Origin of the sequence: Roseivivax marinus, from assembly GCF_900109705.1 — a bacterium.
Classification (GTDB): domain Bacteria; phylum Pseudomonadota; class Alphaproteobacteria; order Rhodobacterales; family Rhodobacteraceae; genus Roseivivax; species Roseivivax marinus.
In genome coordinates this window covers 141,066-154,204 of record NZ_FOAI01000002.1, presented here as the reverse complement: position 1 = coordinate 154,204, position 13,139 = coordinate 141,066, and the positions used below count along the sequence as shown (strand labels likewise).

At 69.0% G+C, this 13,139-nt stretch carries 12 protein-coding genes and 1 tRNA gene; 9 read left to right on the top strand and 4 right to left on the bottom strand.

Features of this window, described 5'->3' with window-relative positions:
* The first annotated feature begins 74 nt into the window (after positions 1-74).
* The 4 genes from rpsA to BMX29_RS03360 all read left to right on the top strand — a co-directional run bounded on the left by rpsA (position 75) and on the right by BMX29_RS03360 (position 3,598).
* Positions 75-1,886 (top strand): 30S ribosomal protein S1, encoded by a 1,812-nt coding sequence (gene rpsA, locus BMX29_RS03375; protein ID WP_276202305.1) that lies wholly within the window; start codon positions 75-77, stop codon positions 1,884-1,886.
* Between the two features lie 347 nt (positions 1,887-2,233).
* Entirely contained in the window at positions 2,234-2,518 is a 285-nt protein-coding gene (gene ihfB, locus BMX29_RS03370) for an integration host factor subunit beta (RefSeq protein WP_043842960.1), read from the top strand.
* Positions 2,519-2,523: 5 nt separating this feature from the next.
* Positions 2,524-2,883 carry a LapA family protein gene (locus BMX29_RS03365; RefSeq protein ID WP_043842962.1) on the top strand — a complete coding sequence of 120 codons (360 nt, stop codon included), beginning with the start codon at positions 2,524-2,526 and terminating at the stop codon, positions 2,881-2,883.
* 46 nt (positions 2,884-2,929) lie between these two features.
* On the top strand, positions 2,930-3,598 hold the full coding sequence (locus BMX29_RS03360) for a phosphoribosylanthranilate isomerase (RefSeq protein ID WP_092810400.1): 669 nt from the start codon (positions 2,930-2,932) through the stop codon (positions 3,596-3,598).
* A gap of 190 nt (positions 3,599-3,788) precedes the next feature.
* On the opposite strand, the gene BMX29_RS03355 is transcribed toward BMX29_RS03360, so the two are convergent.
* Both BMX29_RS03355 and BMX29_RS03350 read right to left on the bottom strand, forming a co-directional pair.
* On the bottom strand, positions 3,789-4,844 hold the full coding sequence (locus BMX29_RS03355) for a quinone-dependent dihydroorotate dehydrogenase (RefSeq protein ID WP_092810398.1): 1,056 nt from the start codon (positions 4,842-4,844) through the stop codon (positions 3,789-3,791).
* The gene (locus tag BMX29_RS03350) at positions 4,841-5,182 is read right to left on the bottom strand and encodes a DUF952 domain-containing protein (RefSeq protein WP_244889134.1); all 342 of its coding nucleotides are present in this window, start codon (positions 5,180-5,182) and stop codon (positions 4,841-4,843) included. Before BMX29_RS03350 ends, BMX29_RS03355 begins: the two co-directional genes overlap by 4 nt.
* A gap of 155 nt (positions 5,183-5,337) precedes the next feature.
* Between BMX29_RS03350 and BMX29_RS03345 the strand changes: the two genes are divergently transcribed.
* The 3 genes from BMX29_RS03345 to BMX29_RS03335 all read left to right on the top strand — a co-directional run bounded on the left by BMX29_RS03345 (position 5,338) and on the right by BMX29_RS03335 (position 9,071).
* A complete protein-coding gene (locus BMX29_RS03345; RefSeq protein ID WP_092810394.1) occupies positions 5,338-6,894 on the top strand; it encodes a bifunctional metallophosphatase/5'-nucleotidase in 1,557 nt (518 codons plus the stop codon).
* A 160-nt stretch (positions 6,895-7,054) separates the two neighbouring features.
* Complete coding sequence (locus BMX29_RS03340) at positions 7,055-8,296, top strand: class I SAM-dependent methyltransferase (RefSeq protein ID WP_092810392.1); 1,242 nt, start codon at positions 7,055-7,057, stop codon at positions 8,294-8,296.
* Between the two features lie 157 nt (positions 8,297-8,453).
* Positions 8,454-9,071 carry an SOS response-associated peptidase gene (locus BMX29_RS03335; protein ID WP_092810390.1) on the top strand — a complete coding sequence of 206 codons (618 nt, stop codon included), beginning with the start codon at positions 8,454-8,456 and terminating at the stop codon, positions 9,069-9,071.
* A gap of 226 nt (positions 9,072-9,297) precedes the next feature.
* Here the strand turns inward: BMX29_RS03335 and BMX29_RS03330 are convergent, their stop codons facing one another.
* Entirely contained in the window at positions 9,298-9,849 is a 552-nt protein-coding gene (locus tag BMX29_RS03330; RefSeq protein WP_051487438.1) for a cupredoxin domain-containing protein, read from the bottom strand.
* Positions 9,850-10,212: 363 nt separating this feature from the next.
* Between BMX29_RS03330 and BMX29_RS03325 the strand changes: the two genes are divergently transcribed.
* Positions 10,213-10,286: transfer RNA gene (locus BMX29_RS03325), tRNA-Gly, on the top strand.
* A gap of 119 nt (positions 10,287-10,405) precedes the next feature.
* On the top strand, positions 10,406-12,193 hold the full coding sequence (locus BMX29_RS03320) for an ABC transporter transmembrane domain-containing protein (protein ID WP_092810388.1): 1,788 nt from the start codon (positions 10,406-10,408) through the stop codon (positions 12,191-12,193).
* A gap of 279 nt (positions 12,194-12,472) precedes the next feature.
* On the opposite strand, the gene BMX29_RS03315 is transcribed toward BMX29_RS03320, so the two are convergent.
* Positions 12,473-12,913 carry a MarR family winged helix-turn-helix transcriptional regulator gene (locus BMX29_RS03315; protein ID WP_092810386.1) on the bottom strand — a complete coding sequence of 147 codons (441 nt, stop codon included), beginning with the start codon at positions 12,911-12,913 and terminating at the stop codon, positions 12,473-12,475.
* Positions 12,914-13,139: the final 226 nt, after the last annotated feature.

Here is a 13,139-nt window from a genome sequence, read left to right as displayed (position 1 = left end):
CTGGCCAGGCCTCCGGGCTTGCCAAACGCGCTTCGAATCCGTATCAGGCCCGCGTCAACCAGAGCGAAACCGCCGTGGACGAGGATGAGCAGGGTCGGACTTCACCGGCCCTCTTTCGCGTATGCGGACGCCATCTGACCAACCCAAGACCGGCGGAGACAACCGCCCGGCCGGAAAAACGTCGTGTAAAGGAAAACGAACCACATATGCCGAACGCATCCATGGAGGAATTCGAGGCCCTCCTTAACGAAAGTCTCGAAATGGACACGCCCGACGAGGGCACTGTCGTCAAGGGCAAGGTCATCGCCGTCGAGGCGGGCCAGGCCATCATCGACGTCGGCTACAAGATGGAAGGCCGCGTCGATCTCAAGGAATTCGCCAACCCCGGCGAGGACTCGGGCATCACCGTCGGCGACGAGGTCGAAGTCTACCTCCGCGCTGCCGAGAACGCACGTGGCGAGGCCGTCATCAGCCGTGACATGGCCCGCCGCGAGGAAGCCTGGGACCGCCTGGAGAAGGCCTATGCCGACGACGCGCGCGTCGAAGGCGCCATCTTCGGCCGCGTCAAGGGCGGCTTCACCGTCGACCTCGGCGGCGCCGTGGCATTCCTGCCCGGTTCGCAGGTCGACGTGCGCCCCGTGCGCGACGCAGGCCCCCTCATGGGCCTCAAGCAGCCGTTCCAGATCCTCAAGATGGACCGCCGCCGCGGCAACATCGTCGTGTCGCGCCGCGCGATCCTCGAGGAGAGCCGCGCAGAGCAGCGTGCCGAAGTCATCGCCAACCTCGAAGAGGGCCAGGCGGTCGACGGTGTGGTCAAGAACATCACCGAGTACGGCGCATTCGTCGACCTCGGGGGCGTCGACGGCCTGCTGCACGTCACCGACATGGCATGGCGCCGGGTCAACCACCCGTCCGAGATCCTGTCGATCGGCGAGACGGTCAAGGTTCAGGTCATCAAGATCAACCGCGAGACCCACCGCATCAGCCTCGGCATGAAGCAGCTGCAGGAAGATCCGTGGGATCTGGTGGCGGCCAAGTACCCGATGTCGTCGGTGCACACCGGCCGGGTCACCAACATCACCGACTACGGCGCCTTCGTGGAGCTGGAGCCGGGGGTCGAGGGCCTCGTGCACGTGTCCGAGATGTCGTGGACCAAGAAGAACGTCCATCCCGGCAAGATCGTGTCCACCTCCCAGGAGGTCGAGGTCATGGTCCTCGAGATCGACCAGGCCAAGCGCCGCGTGTCGCTCGGTCTCAAGCAGACCCAGCGCAACCCGTGGGAAGTGTTCAACGAGCAGTTCCCCCCGGGCACCGAGGTCGAGGGCGAGGTCAAGAACATCACCGAGTTCGGTCTGTTCATCGGCCTCGAGGGCGACATCGACGGCATGGTCCACCTCTCGGACCTCAGCTGGGACGAGCGTGGCGAGGATGCCATCCAGAACTACCGCAAGGGCGACGTCGTCCAGGCCGTGGTTCAGGATACCGACGTCGAGAAGGAGCGCATCTCGCTCTCCATCAAGGCGCTGGGCGGCGACAAGTTCGCCGAGGCAGCCGGTGGCATCAAGCGCGGCTCGATCGTGACCGTCGAGGTCACCGCGATCGAGGACGGCGGCATCGAGGTGGAGCACGAGGGCATGAAGTCCTTCATCCGCCGCTCCGACCTGTCGCGCGACCGTGCCGAGCAGCGCCCCGAGCGGTTCTCGGTTGGCGACAAGATCGACGTGCGCGTGACCAACGTGGACATGAAGTCGCGTCGCCTCGGCCTGTCGATCAAGGCCCGCGAGATCGCCGAAGAGAAGGAAGCGGTCGAGCAGTACGGCTCCTCCGACTCCGGCGCGTCGCTCGGCGACATCCTCGGCGCAGCGCTGAACCGCGACGACGAGTGATCTGCCTGCCCTGCGGGGCATGAAACATCCACGGACGGCTCCGCCCCCTCTCGGGCGGGGCCGTTTCTCGTTTCGGGACGGGTGCGGAAGGCAGCGGCAGGGCGCATCCGCTGCGGGCGTCCGAATCATGCAGTACGGCCAACGCGGGGCCTTGGGCGCAGCGCACCGGCATCGCTCCCGACAGCCGCCACCGGGCGCGAAAGAGCCGTTCAACCGGGTTCGGGGCGCCGAATCCTTGCCCGACAAACCTTTACCTGCATCCTTTCGGTTTCCGTCGGGCCTTCGTCTGGCTATACTCCCGGTCAACATCCGGCGACACAGCCGGGGGCGTCGAGGGAGGGGCCACCGTGATCCGGTCCGAATTGATTCAGAAGATCGCCGATGAGAACCCGCATCTCTACCAGCGGGACGTGGAGCGTATCGTGAACACGATCTTCGAAGAGATCATCGGCGCGATGTCGCGCGGCGACCGGGTCGAATTGCGCGGCTTCGGGGCGTTCTCGGTGAAGAAGAGAGATGCGCGGGTGGGTCGCAACCCCCGCACCGGAGAAGCGGTTGACGTGGAAGAAAAACACGTGCCCTTCTTCAAGGCCGGAAAGCTTCTGCGCGACCGACTGAACGGAAAGGCCTGACCCCCATGCGCTACATCAGATACGCATTCCTCGCCGTGCTCGCGGCGCTCCTCGTCTGCGTGGCGCTGGCGAATCTCGGCTCCGTGACACTGCGTCTTCTGCCGCCCGACGTCGCAACGCTGCTGGGGTTCCAGTGGGAAGGCGATCTGCCGCTCTTCCTTGTGATCTTCCTCGGCATCGTCGCCGGCCTGCTGATCGGCTTCGTCTGGGAGTGGCTGCGCGAATACAAGCACCGCGCGCGCGCCGCCCGGAAGGACGCCGAGGCCCGCAAGCTCGAGCGCGAGCTCAAGCGCACGCAGGCCGAGCGCGACCGTGGCAAGGACGAGGTCCTCGCGATCCTCGACAACTCCGGCACCCGGGCCTGAGCGCCCGGGCCACCCGCCGGCCCTTTTACGCCCGACAGGTATCGCCATGACCCCGACCGCGCCCGTGCGCGTGAAAATCTGCGGCCTGACGCGCGAGGCCGACATGGAGGCCGCAGCCGAGGCCGGCGCGGCTTACGGCGGGCTGGTGTTCTTCCCTCGCTCGCCCCGCCACGTCGAGATCCCCCGGGCCCGTGATCTGGCGCTCGCGGCGCCGGTGGGCCTCGCCAAGGTGGGGCTCATGGTCGATCCCGAAGACACCCTGCTGGATGATATCCTCGCGCAGGTGCCGCTCGACATGATCCAGCTGCACGGCCGCGAGACGCCCGAGCGCGTGGCCGAGGTGCGCGCCCGAACCGGGCTGCCGGTGATGAAGGCCGTGGGGGTCGCCGGGCCGGAGGACGTGGCGCGCATCGGCAGCTACGCCCGCGTCGCCGACCAGGTGCTGGTGGATGCCAAGGCCCCGAAGGACGCCGCGCTGCCCGGCGGCAACGGCCTTGCCTTCGATTGGCGGCTGGTCGCGGGCGCCCGCATCGCGGTGCCATGGATGCTCGCCGGGGGGCTGACACCCGACAACGTGGCCGAGGCCGTAGCGATGACCGGAGCGGCGCAGGTCGACGTCTCGTCCGGCGTCGAAAGCGCCCCCGGGCTGAAGGACCCGGACCGCATCCGCGCCTTCGTTACCGCCGCACAGACCGCGTCACCGCCCCGCCTCTGAAGGTGTCGCCCGTCGCCCGGCCTCGCCGCGCAAAGACGACCGCCGGCACGGGCCGCCCCCGCGCGGCGCCGTCAGTCCCGCGCGCCCGCCGGACAGAAGCGCCGCGCATGCCCTTCTTCTCGTCGCAAGCACTCCGGGGTGAATGGCGCCGCAGGCGCCAGAGGGGCAGCGCCCCTCCGGCCTCGGCGGGTCAGAGCCAGTCCGCGCGCCCGGTTCCCACCGCGTCGGCCACCGATCCGAAGCCGTCGCGGGCGAGTAGCTCGTCGAGCTCCTGCACGATGCGCGGAACAAGGCCGATGCCCTCGTAGACCAGAGCGGTGTAAAGCTGCACCGCCGAGGCGCCGGCGCGGATCTTGGCGTAGGCGTCCGCGCCCGTGGCGATGCCGCCCACGCCGATCAGCGGCAGCCGGCCCCCGGTCAGCTGCGACAGCCGCGCGAGCACCCCCGTCGAGCGCTCGAAGAGCGGTGCGCCCGACAGCCCGCCGGTCTCCGAGGCGTGGGCCGACCGCAGCCCGTCGCGCGACAGCGTGGTGTTGGTGGCGACGATGGCGTCGGCGCCGTGGGCAAGCGCGACCTCGGCCACGTCCTTCAGGCCCTCGGCGTCGAGATCCGGCGCGATCTTGAGGAACACCGGCACCCGCCGCTCCAGCGCATCGCGCGCCGCGATCACCCCGTCGAGAAGCGCGCCGAGGGCGGCCTTGCCCTGCAGGTCCCGCAGTTTCTCGGTGTTGGGCGAACTGACGTTGACGGTCGCGAAGTCGAGATGCGGCCCGGCGATCCGGAGCACCGTCGCGAAGTCGGCGGCGCGGTCGCTGCTGTCCTTGTTGGCCCCGAGGTTCAGACCGAGCACCGCGTTTTCGGGCCGACGCGATAGCCGCTCCGCGATCGGTCCGACGCCCTGGTTGTTGAAGCCGAATCGGTTGATGGCTGCGCGGTCCTCGGCCAGCCGGTAGAGGCGGGGGCGGGGGTTGCCTTCCTGCGGTCGCGGTGTCGCGGCGCCGACCTCGACGAAGCCGAAGCCGGCGCGCGCAAGCGGTGCCAGCGCTTCGGCGTTCTTGTCGAACCCGGCCGCGAGGCCCACCGGATTCGGCAGGTCGAGCCCGGCGACGGACGTCGCCAGCCGCGGCGAGGTTACCGGGCCGGGCAGGGGAACGAGCCCCGCGCGCAGGCCCTTCAGCGCCAGTCCGTGCGCGGTCTCGGGATCCAGCCGGTGCAGCAGCGACAGGCCCAGCCGTTCGAGGCTCATGCGATCAGACCGTCGAAATCGTGCGCACCGTCACGCAGCGGCAGCGGCGCCGTCCACGCGATATCTCCGGTGCGCAGGCGTCTGTAGAGGTGCGGGAACAGCGCGCCGCCCCGCGACGGCTCCCACCGCAGCTCGGGACCGAGCGTTTCGGCCTCCGCGGCCAGAAGCGTCAGGTCGCCTTCGCCGGCAAAGTGTTTTGCCGCCGTCGCCGCGACCTGCTCTCCGGTCGAAAAGTGGATGTAGCCGTCGGCCACGTCGACCGGTGCGCCGTCGGTCTCGCCCTCCTGCATCAGGTGGGCGATCTCGTCGGCACGGAAAATCTTGTAGATGAGGGTCATGCCTGCCTGATGCCGCGCCGCCAGAAGCCGGTCAAGCGGGCAACGACGTGGCGTCGCCCTGAACTGGACGCCCCGCACGCGCACATGGCTTTTGACAAGGCCGCGCGAAGCGGGGCAGCATCCAACGGTTGAACGACCCACCGGAGACATCCCGCATGACCCTGCGCCTTCTGTCGACCGCCGCCGTGGCAGCCCTCGCTGCGACCGCCGCCCAGGCCGACTACACGATGACGATCCTGCACACGAACGACTTCCACGCCCGCTTCGAGCCGATCTCGAAATACGATTCGACCTGCGCGGCCGAGGACAACGAGGCCGGTGAGTGCTTCGGTGGCACCGCCCGTCTCGTCACCGCCATCGAAGAGGCCCGCGGACGTGCCGAGAACCCCGTTCTGCTCGACGGCGGCGACCAGTTCCAGGGCACGCTGTTCTACACCTACTACAAGGGCGAGCTTGCCGCCGAGATGATGAACAAGCTCGGCTACGACGCGATGACCGTGGGCAACCACGAATTCGACGACGGCCCCGAGGTGCTGCGCGGGTTCGTGGACGCCATCGACTTCCCGATCCTGATGTCGAACGCCGATATTTCGGAAGAGCCCGAACTGGCCGACGCGATCCAGAAATCCACGGTGATCGAGCGCGCGGGCGAAAAGATCGGCCTGATCGGCCTGACGCCGCAGGACACCGACGAACTGGCCAGCCCCGGCCCGAATATCAGCTTCTCCGATCCGGTGCCGGCCGTGCAGGCAGAGGTCGACCGCCTGACCGAGGAAGGCGTGAACAAGATCGTGGTCCTGTCGCACTCGGGTTACGGCGTCGACCAGCGCGTGGCCGAAGAGACCACCGGCGTCGACGTGATCGTGGGCGGCCACACCAACACGCTGCTGGGCGACATGGAGGGCGCCGAAGGCCCCTATCCGACCATGGTGGGCGACACTGCCATCGTGCAGGCCTACGCCTACGGCAAGTTCCTGGGTGAGCTGACGGTGACCTTCGACGACGAGGGCGTGGTGACCGAGGCCACCGGCGCCCCGATCATCATGGATGCCGCCGTCACCGAGAACGAGGAGACCGTCGCGCGCATCGCGGAGGCGGCGGAGCCTCTCGACGAGATCCGCAACGAGGTGGTCGCCGAAACCGCCTCCGAGATCGACGGGTCGCGCGAGACCTGCCGCGCCGAGGTCTGCGAGATGGGCGTCCTCGTCGCCGATGCCATGCTCGACCGCGTTCAGGACCAGGGCATCGACGTTGCCATCACCAATGGCGGCGGCCTCCGCGCGTCCATCGATTCGGGCGAGGTCACCATGGGTGAGGTCCTGACGGTGCTGCCGTTCCAGAACACCCTGTCGACCTTCCGGGTCTCCGGCTCGGTGATCGTCGAGGCTCTCGAGAACGGCGTCAGCCAGATCGAGGAAGGCGGCGGCCGCTTCCCGCAGGTCGCGGGCATGAGCTTTGCCGTCGATCCGTCGGCCGAACCGGGCAGCCGCGTCAGCGACGTGATGATCGGCGGTGAGCCGATCGAGCCCGACACGCTCTACGGCGTGGTGTCGAACAACTACGTCCGCAACGGTGGCGACGGCTACTCGATGTTCATCGACGCGCGGGACGCCTACGACTATGGCCCCGATCTCGCCGACGTGACCGCGGAATTCCTCGCCGACCAGGGTCCCTACGAGCCCTACACCGACGACCGCATCACCATGCAATAAGGTCGGGCGGCCCATGCGAGGGGCCGCGACCGGGATACACGATCCGAGGGGCGGACCGGGAGACCGGGCCGCCCCTTCTCGGTGACGGCGCCCCGTCGCCCGGCTCTCGACGGGTCCCAGCCCGCGCGCTATCACCGGGGCGCAGCCAGTCCGAGGCCCCATGGTTTCCGTCACCGAGCACTACGACGCCTACCCGTATCCGGAACGCGATCCCGCCGACGAGGCGAAGCGGCTTGTGATCGGCTCGCCGTCGCACCCGGTGGAGATGGATCACCACCTCTGGGCCGGGCGCCGCGACTGGTCCCGGCCCCTGCGGGTTCTGGTGGCCGGGGGAGGCACCGGCGATGGGGTGGTGCAGCTTGCTCAGACGCTGGCCAGCGCCGGCGTCCCGCACGAGATCACCTATATCGACCTCTCCCATCGGGCGCGTGCCATCGCCGAGGCGCGGATCGAGGCGCGCGGCCTCACCGGCGTGCGGTTCGAAACCGGCAGCCTGCTCGACGCGCCGGACCTCGGGACCTTCGATTACATCGATTGCTGCGGCGTGCTGCATCATCTGCCGGATCCGCCCGCGGGCTTCCGCGCGTTGCGCGCCGCGCTGGCTCCGGGCGGCGGGGCAGGGATCATGGTCTACGCGCCCTACGGACGGTCCGGCGTCTACCCGCTGCAGGACGCGTTCGGGACACTGCTGGAGGGTCTCGCGCCAGAGGAGCGGCTCGCGGCGGCCCGTGCCATGCTCGAGCGCGTGCCCGAGGGTCATCCCTTCCGCACCAATCCGCATCTCGTCGATCACGCGGCGTCGGACGCGGGGTTCTACGACCTGCTGCTGCACGGTCAGGACCGGCCCTACACCGTGACCGAGCTCTGCGAGACGCTGGACGACACCGGCTGGCAACTCGCCTCTTTCACCATGCCCGCGCTTTATGACCTTTCGCGCCTGACCGGCCACGGCGGCGATCTGCCCGAGCGCGTCCGCATGGCCGCCGCCGAGAAGCTGCGCGGCACGATCAAGACCCACGTGGCCTACATCGTTGCCGCGGCTGAGGACGAGGCGCCGTCTGCGCCCGGAACCGCGTCGTGCCGCGAGGGCGCGAGCGTTCCCCATCTGCGCGGCGCCGATCCCCGCACATTGGCCAAGGCGCTGCAGGCGGGCAAGCCGCTGCCGATCACTCTTGCCGGCGCCGCCGCGCGGCTGTCGCTGCCCAAGGCCGCCGCCGCCCTGATCGCCCGCATCGACGGACGCTCGAGCGTGGCCGAGATCACCCGCGCCTCCGGGCTCGATCCGGTCGCGGGCGCGTCGCTTTGGGCTCGGATCGAGGATCAGCTCGCACCGTGGGGTCTGCTGCTGTGCTCGGGTCTCTACCGGGGCCGGGGCGCAGCCGCCGCGGCCGGGGCGGGCTGATGCGCGCGCGCGCCGAGGCAGAGCACGCCGGCTCCGGAGCCGCGGTGGCAGCGACAGGCATGCCTTATGGACAGGTCCCGCGATCGGAAGGCGATACATCCGTGCTCGGTTCGGGGCGTTCGGTCCTCTCTGGCACCAGTCGAGGCGGGGCCGCCTGATGTGCGGCCGCTTTGCCGTCACACTGCCGCCCGAGGCGATGGCGCAGATCTTCGACGCGATCCCTGCCAACGATCTCCCCGACGTGCCGAACATGGACGTCCGTCCGACCACGCAAATCGCCACCATTCGCACCGACGAGGCCGGCACTCGCCGCCTCGCACCCATGCGCTGGGGCTTCCTGCCGCACTGGTACGACGACGTGAAGGGCGGCCCGCTTCTCATCAATGCGCGGGCCGAGACCGTGGCCGACAAGCCGGCCTTCCGTGCCGCCGCGCGCGAGCGCCGGTGCCTGATCCCGTCCTCGGGTTTCTACGAATGGCTGCGCTTCGAGGATGGCCGCAAACAGCCGTACCTCATCACCCGCAGCGACGGCGCGCCGCTGGTCATGGCCGGCATCTGGCAGGTCTGGGAGCGCGACGATACTCACCTGGTCACGTGCGCCATCGTGACCACAGAGGCAGAGGGCCGCATGGCCGAGATCCATAACCGGATGCCGGTGATCGTCGAGCCAGACGACTGGCCGCTCTGGCTTGGCGAAGAGGGAAAGGGCGCCGCCCGCCTGATGCGCGCGGCACCGGAGGGAACGCTTGCCTTCGAGGAACGCGCGCCGGGCTGATCGTTCCGGTAGGAAGGGCGGCGGCCAGCGTTTTCTGGGATGGGCGCCGGTCCCAAGGCCGAGTCGGCGCGGGAACCGAGGGAGAGGCGGGCGACCGCTGCGACTTGCAACGGTCTTAGGCCCCACGGTGCGCCGGACATTCGTGAAGCGCCGATCGTCAGATCATGCCGACATCAGCGGGCTGATCTCCTTGGCGCACCGAAGTTCCGGCGCGCCAAGGGAAACATCACTGGGTGGTCGTGGTCGTCGTGGTGCCCTCGTCAGCGACTTCGACCGGGTTGCCGGTTTCGTCGAGGAGAATTGGCGCGGGTTCTTCCCACTCGATGATCCCGGCGATCGTTCCGGTTGGCTCGGTCCCGGTGCTTTCCTCCGAGGTGGTCGTGCCGTCATCGGTCGTCGTGTCGGTCGTCGCGGTCTCTTCGGTTGCGGGGTCCTCGGACGTCGTGCCCTCTGCCGTGGTGCCTTCGGAGGTCGTCGTGTCGGTCAGCACCGCGGCGACGACCGAGTCGTCGTAGGTCTTGGTCATGCCCTCGGTGATGGCGAGCGTGTATGTCGCGCCCGCCGCGATCAGCCCGGTGGTCCAGCTCTCATCGGTCGCCGTGGCGGCCATGGGCAGATCGGCGGCGTTGGTGAAGACCACCGTGTCGCCCGGGACCGGGTGGATGATTTCCGGGAAGAACCCGGCGCCGAGCATGACCACCTCGTGCTCTTCCGCGACGGCCGTGGTGGCCAGCGCGGTCATGGCCAGGATGGTGGCGGCTCCGATATTGCGACGCATCTCTCGCACCTCGTCTACGATACAGGGTCCCCACCCGTGTCGTTGACTTCATCCCCTAGCTTTGGACCGTGGCGGAACTGGGGCCTGTAAGCGGCGGAAGCGCGGCGCGGGGTGGTGCCCGAACGTGCCTCTCGCGCGTCCGCAAGATGCTACACCACGAGGAAACCCGCTTCTCCTTTGCGGCCATGTTCTGCCAAAGGCATCCCGACACCGCTGCCTGCGCCCAGAGTTTGTCAGTTCGCCCCACCGTCAAATTCTCCGGAACGGAGGCGGACCGGCCACCGCCGTCCGGACGCGCGCTCACTTGCGCCACCCGCCCGCTTGACCACACTGTCCACGTGGATTATCCGGGTCTGGCTCCGGGCGGGCATGGTGAAATGGTATCACACGAGCCTTCCAAGCTCTTGGTGCGGGTTCGATTCCCGCTGCCCGCTCCAGCACTTCCCCGACCGTCCAGCGCCATCCGGACGCCCCGCCGCGGGGTCGCGCGGCATCGCGTCGCTTGACCGCGGGACTGAGCGTGGCAGAACGGACGGGATCGACAGGGGAGTGAACCATGGCCAGAACGACCGCCGAGAACGAGCGGGCGAAGTCGCGCAAGCTCGGCACGCTGGGACGTCTCTGGCCGTTTCTCGCCCCCTATCGCGCGCTGCTCGCCGCCGCCGTGGCGGCCCTGGTCTCGACCGCGATCGTGTCGCTGGTCCTGCCACTGGCGGTGCGCCGGGTGGTCGACAACTTCGAGCGGCCCGATTCCGGCCTGCTCGACCAGTACTTCCTTGCCGCGCTCGGCATCGCCGCGCTGCTCGCCGTCGGAACCGCGCTGCGCTATGCGCTGGTGACCCGGCTGGGCGAACGGGTGGTGGCCGACATCCGCACGGCTGTCTTCGAGCGCGTGATCTCGCTCTCGCCCGCGTTCTACGAGCGCACGATGACCGGCGAGGTGCTGTCGCGGATCACCACCGATACCACGCTGATCCTGTCGGTGATCGGTTCGTCAATCTCGATCGCGTTGCGCAACCTCCTGATCCTCGTGGGCGGGCTGGCGCTGATGCTGGCGACGTCGTGGCAGCTCACGCTGACCGCGCTCTTGATCGTGCCGGCGGTGGTGGTGCCGATCCTGGTGCTCGGCCGCCGCCTGCGCCGCCTCAGCCGCGAGAACCAGGACTGGATCGCGCAGTCATCGGGCGCGGCGTCGGAGTCGCTGCTCGCCGTGCAGACGGTGCAGAGCTACACGCACGAGGCCGTGTCCCGCGCGGCCTTCTCCGAGATCACCGAGAAGAGCTTCGACGCCGCGCAGCGCCGCATCTCGACCCGCGCGGTGATGACAGCGATCGTGATCTTCCTCGTCTTTACCGGGATCGTCGGCGTGCTCTGGCTCGGGGCGTGGGACGTGCGCGCGGGCGACATGACCGTGGGCGCGCTGGTGCAGTTCCTGATCTACTCGGTGATGGTCGCAGGCGCCGTCGCCGCCCTTTCCGAGATCATCGGCGAGTTGCAGCGCGCGGCGGGTGCGACCGAGCGCCTCGTCGAGCTTCTGGATGCGGAGGACAGCGTGACCGACCCCGCCGACCCGGTGGCCCTGCCGGAGCCGGTGCGCGGCCGCGTGGCGTTCGAGGGGGTGCGCTTCACCTATCCCTCGCGCCCTGACGTTGCCGCCCTGGATGGCGTGGACCTCGTGGTCGAGCCGGGCGAGACCGTGGCGCTGGTCGGTCCCTCGGGTGCTGGCAAGACCACCATCATCCAGCTCTTGCAGCGGTTCTACGATCCGCAGGCGGGCCGGGTGACCCTGGACGGCGTGGCACTGACCGACATGGCGCGCGCCGACTTCCGCCAGCACCTGGCTCTCGTGCCGCAGGATCCGGTCATCTTCGCCGCCTCGGCGCGCGACAACATCCGCTTCGGACGCCCGGACGCCGGTGAGGCCGAGGTCGAGGCGGCGGCCCGTGCCGCTGCGGCGCACGGCTTCGTCACCGCGCTGCCCGAGGGTTACGACACCTGGCTCGGCGAGCGCGGCGTGATGCTGTCGGGCGGTCAGAAGCAGCGCATCGCCATCGCCCGCGCGATCCTGCGGGACGCCCCGGTGCTGCTTCTGGACGAAGCGACCTCGGCGCTCGACGCCGAGAGCGAGCGCGCCGTGCAGTCTGCGGTGGACACGCTGTCCGAGACACGCACGACCATCATCGTGGCGCACCGCCTCGCCACCGTGAAGAAGGCGGACCGGATCGTTGTCATGCAGGACGGGCGCGTCGTCGCGACCGGCCGGCACGACGCGCTGGTGGCCGAAGGCGGTCTCTACGCGCGCCTTGCGCGGCTGCAGTTCACCGACGGCATAGCGGCGGAGTAGGGGGCCGGGACCGGGGGGCGGGCGCGCGCACCACCCGTTTTCGGCTCCGGGGGGGAAGACCGCGCCGCGGATCGGCCCGCGGCGCTGCGGAGGCGGCACGCTCGCATCCGGACAGGTCGGGAGCCGCTAGCGGCGGCACTCTCCCGGCATCGCACATCCGCAACATCCGCTCGCGCACCTGCGAATGGCCCGCACCTGATGGTCGCGACCACGGGACCCCACGTCCCGGTGGTCACGACGAATACGTGTGCGGGCGGAAGTGTCGCTCCCGCGCTCGCCTCAGAGCTTGGCGAGAAGCGCCAGGAGCCGCTCGCGCTCCCGATCGGTCAGGCGGGTCATGGTCTCGCGTGCCACGGCCTGGGCGTCCGGGATCGCGCGGCAGACGAAGCTCGCGCCCTCCTCGGTGAGCGACACGTCGATCTTGCGCTGGTCCCGCGGCGACCGGGCGCGGCTGACGAAGCCCTTGCCCTCCAGCCTGTCCACCACGCCCTTGGCTGTGGCCGCGTCGAGACCGACGAGGCGGCCGAGATAATTCTGGCTGACCGGTCCCTGCTCCGAGAGTTTCACCATCACCGCGAATTGCGGCGGGGTGACCTCGGGCAGGCGGCGTGCAAAGATTTCAACGTGCCTCTGGGCGGCCAGCCGCAGGCGGAATCCGATATGCTCTTCCAGTTGAAAATCTGTATCGAAACCTGGCTCTTCGATGTGCAAGTCCTTCATGATCTTCCCCAATTACATTTGCCCCCATTCCACACACGCAAATCCGGGGCTGCGAAGTTTCATGCGGGGTTAAATAAATCTGTTCCAAGTTGCGGCGCCGGGGCGAAGTGACACGGGAGTGTGCCAAATTCTGCCGCCGGAGCGGTGCCCGACACGCGCATGGACGCCAAGCCCCCCATCGCCTATGACGTTGCGCGACATTCGGGCGGACGTCGCGAACGCCCGG

Excerpts from the sequence above, each read along its gene's own strand:
- BMX29_RS03365 (WP_043842962.1), top strand. The coding sequence starts at position 2,524 with ATGCGCTACATCAGATACGCATTCCTCGCCGTGCTCGCGGCGCTCCTC.
- BMX29_RS03360 (WP_092810400.1), top strand. The coding sequence starts at position 2,930 with ATGACCCCGACCGCGCCCGTGCGCGTGAAAATCTGCGGCCTGACGCGC.
- BMX29_RS03355 (WP_092810398.1), bottom strand. The coding sequence starts at position 4,844 with ATGAGCCTCGAACGGCTGGGCCTGTCGCTGCTGCACCGGCTGGATCCC.
- BMX29_RS03350 (WP_244889134.1), bottom strand. The coding sequence starts at position 5,182 with ATGACCCTCATCTACAAGATTTTCCGTGCCGACGAGATCGCCCACCTG.
- BMX29_RS03345 (WP_092810394.1), top strand. The coding sequence starts at position 5,338 with ATGACCCTGCGCCTTCTGTCGACCGCCGCCGTGGCAGCCCTCGCTGCG.
- BMX29_RS03340 (WP_092810392.1), top strand. The coding sequence starts at position 7,055 with ATGGTTTCCGTCACCGAGCACTACGACGCCTACCCGTATCCGGAACGC.
- BMX29_RS03335 (WP_092810390.1), top strand. The coding sequence starts at position 8,454 with ATGTGCGGCCGCTTTGCCGTCACACTGCCGCCCGAGGCGATGGCGCAG.
- BMX29_RS03330 (WP_051487438.1), bottom strand. The coding sequence starts at position 9,849 with ATGCGTCGCAATATCGGAGCCGCCACCATCCTGGCCATGACCGCGCTG.
- BMX29_RS03320 (WP_092810388.1), top strand. The coding sequence starts at position 10,406 with ATGGCCAGAACGACCGCCGAGAACGAGCGGGCGAAGTCGCGCAAGCTC.
- BMX29_RS03315 (WP_092810386.1), bottom strand. The coding sequence starts at position 12,913 with ATGAAGGACTTGCACATCGAAGAGCCAGGTTTCGATACAGATTTTCAA.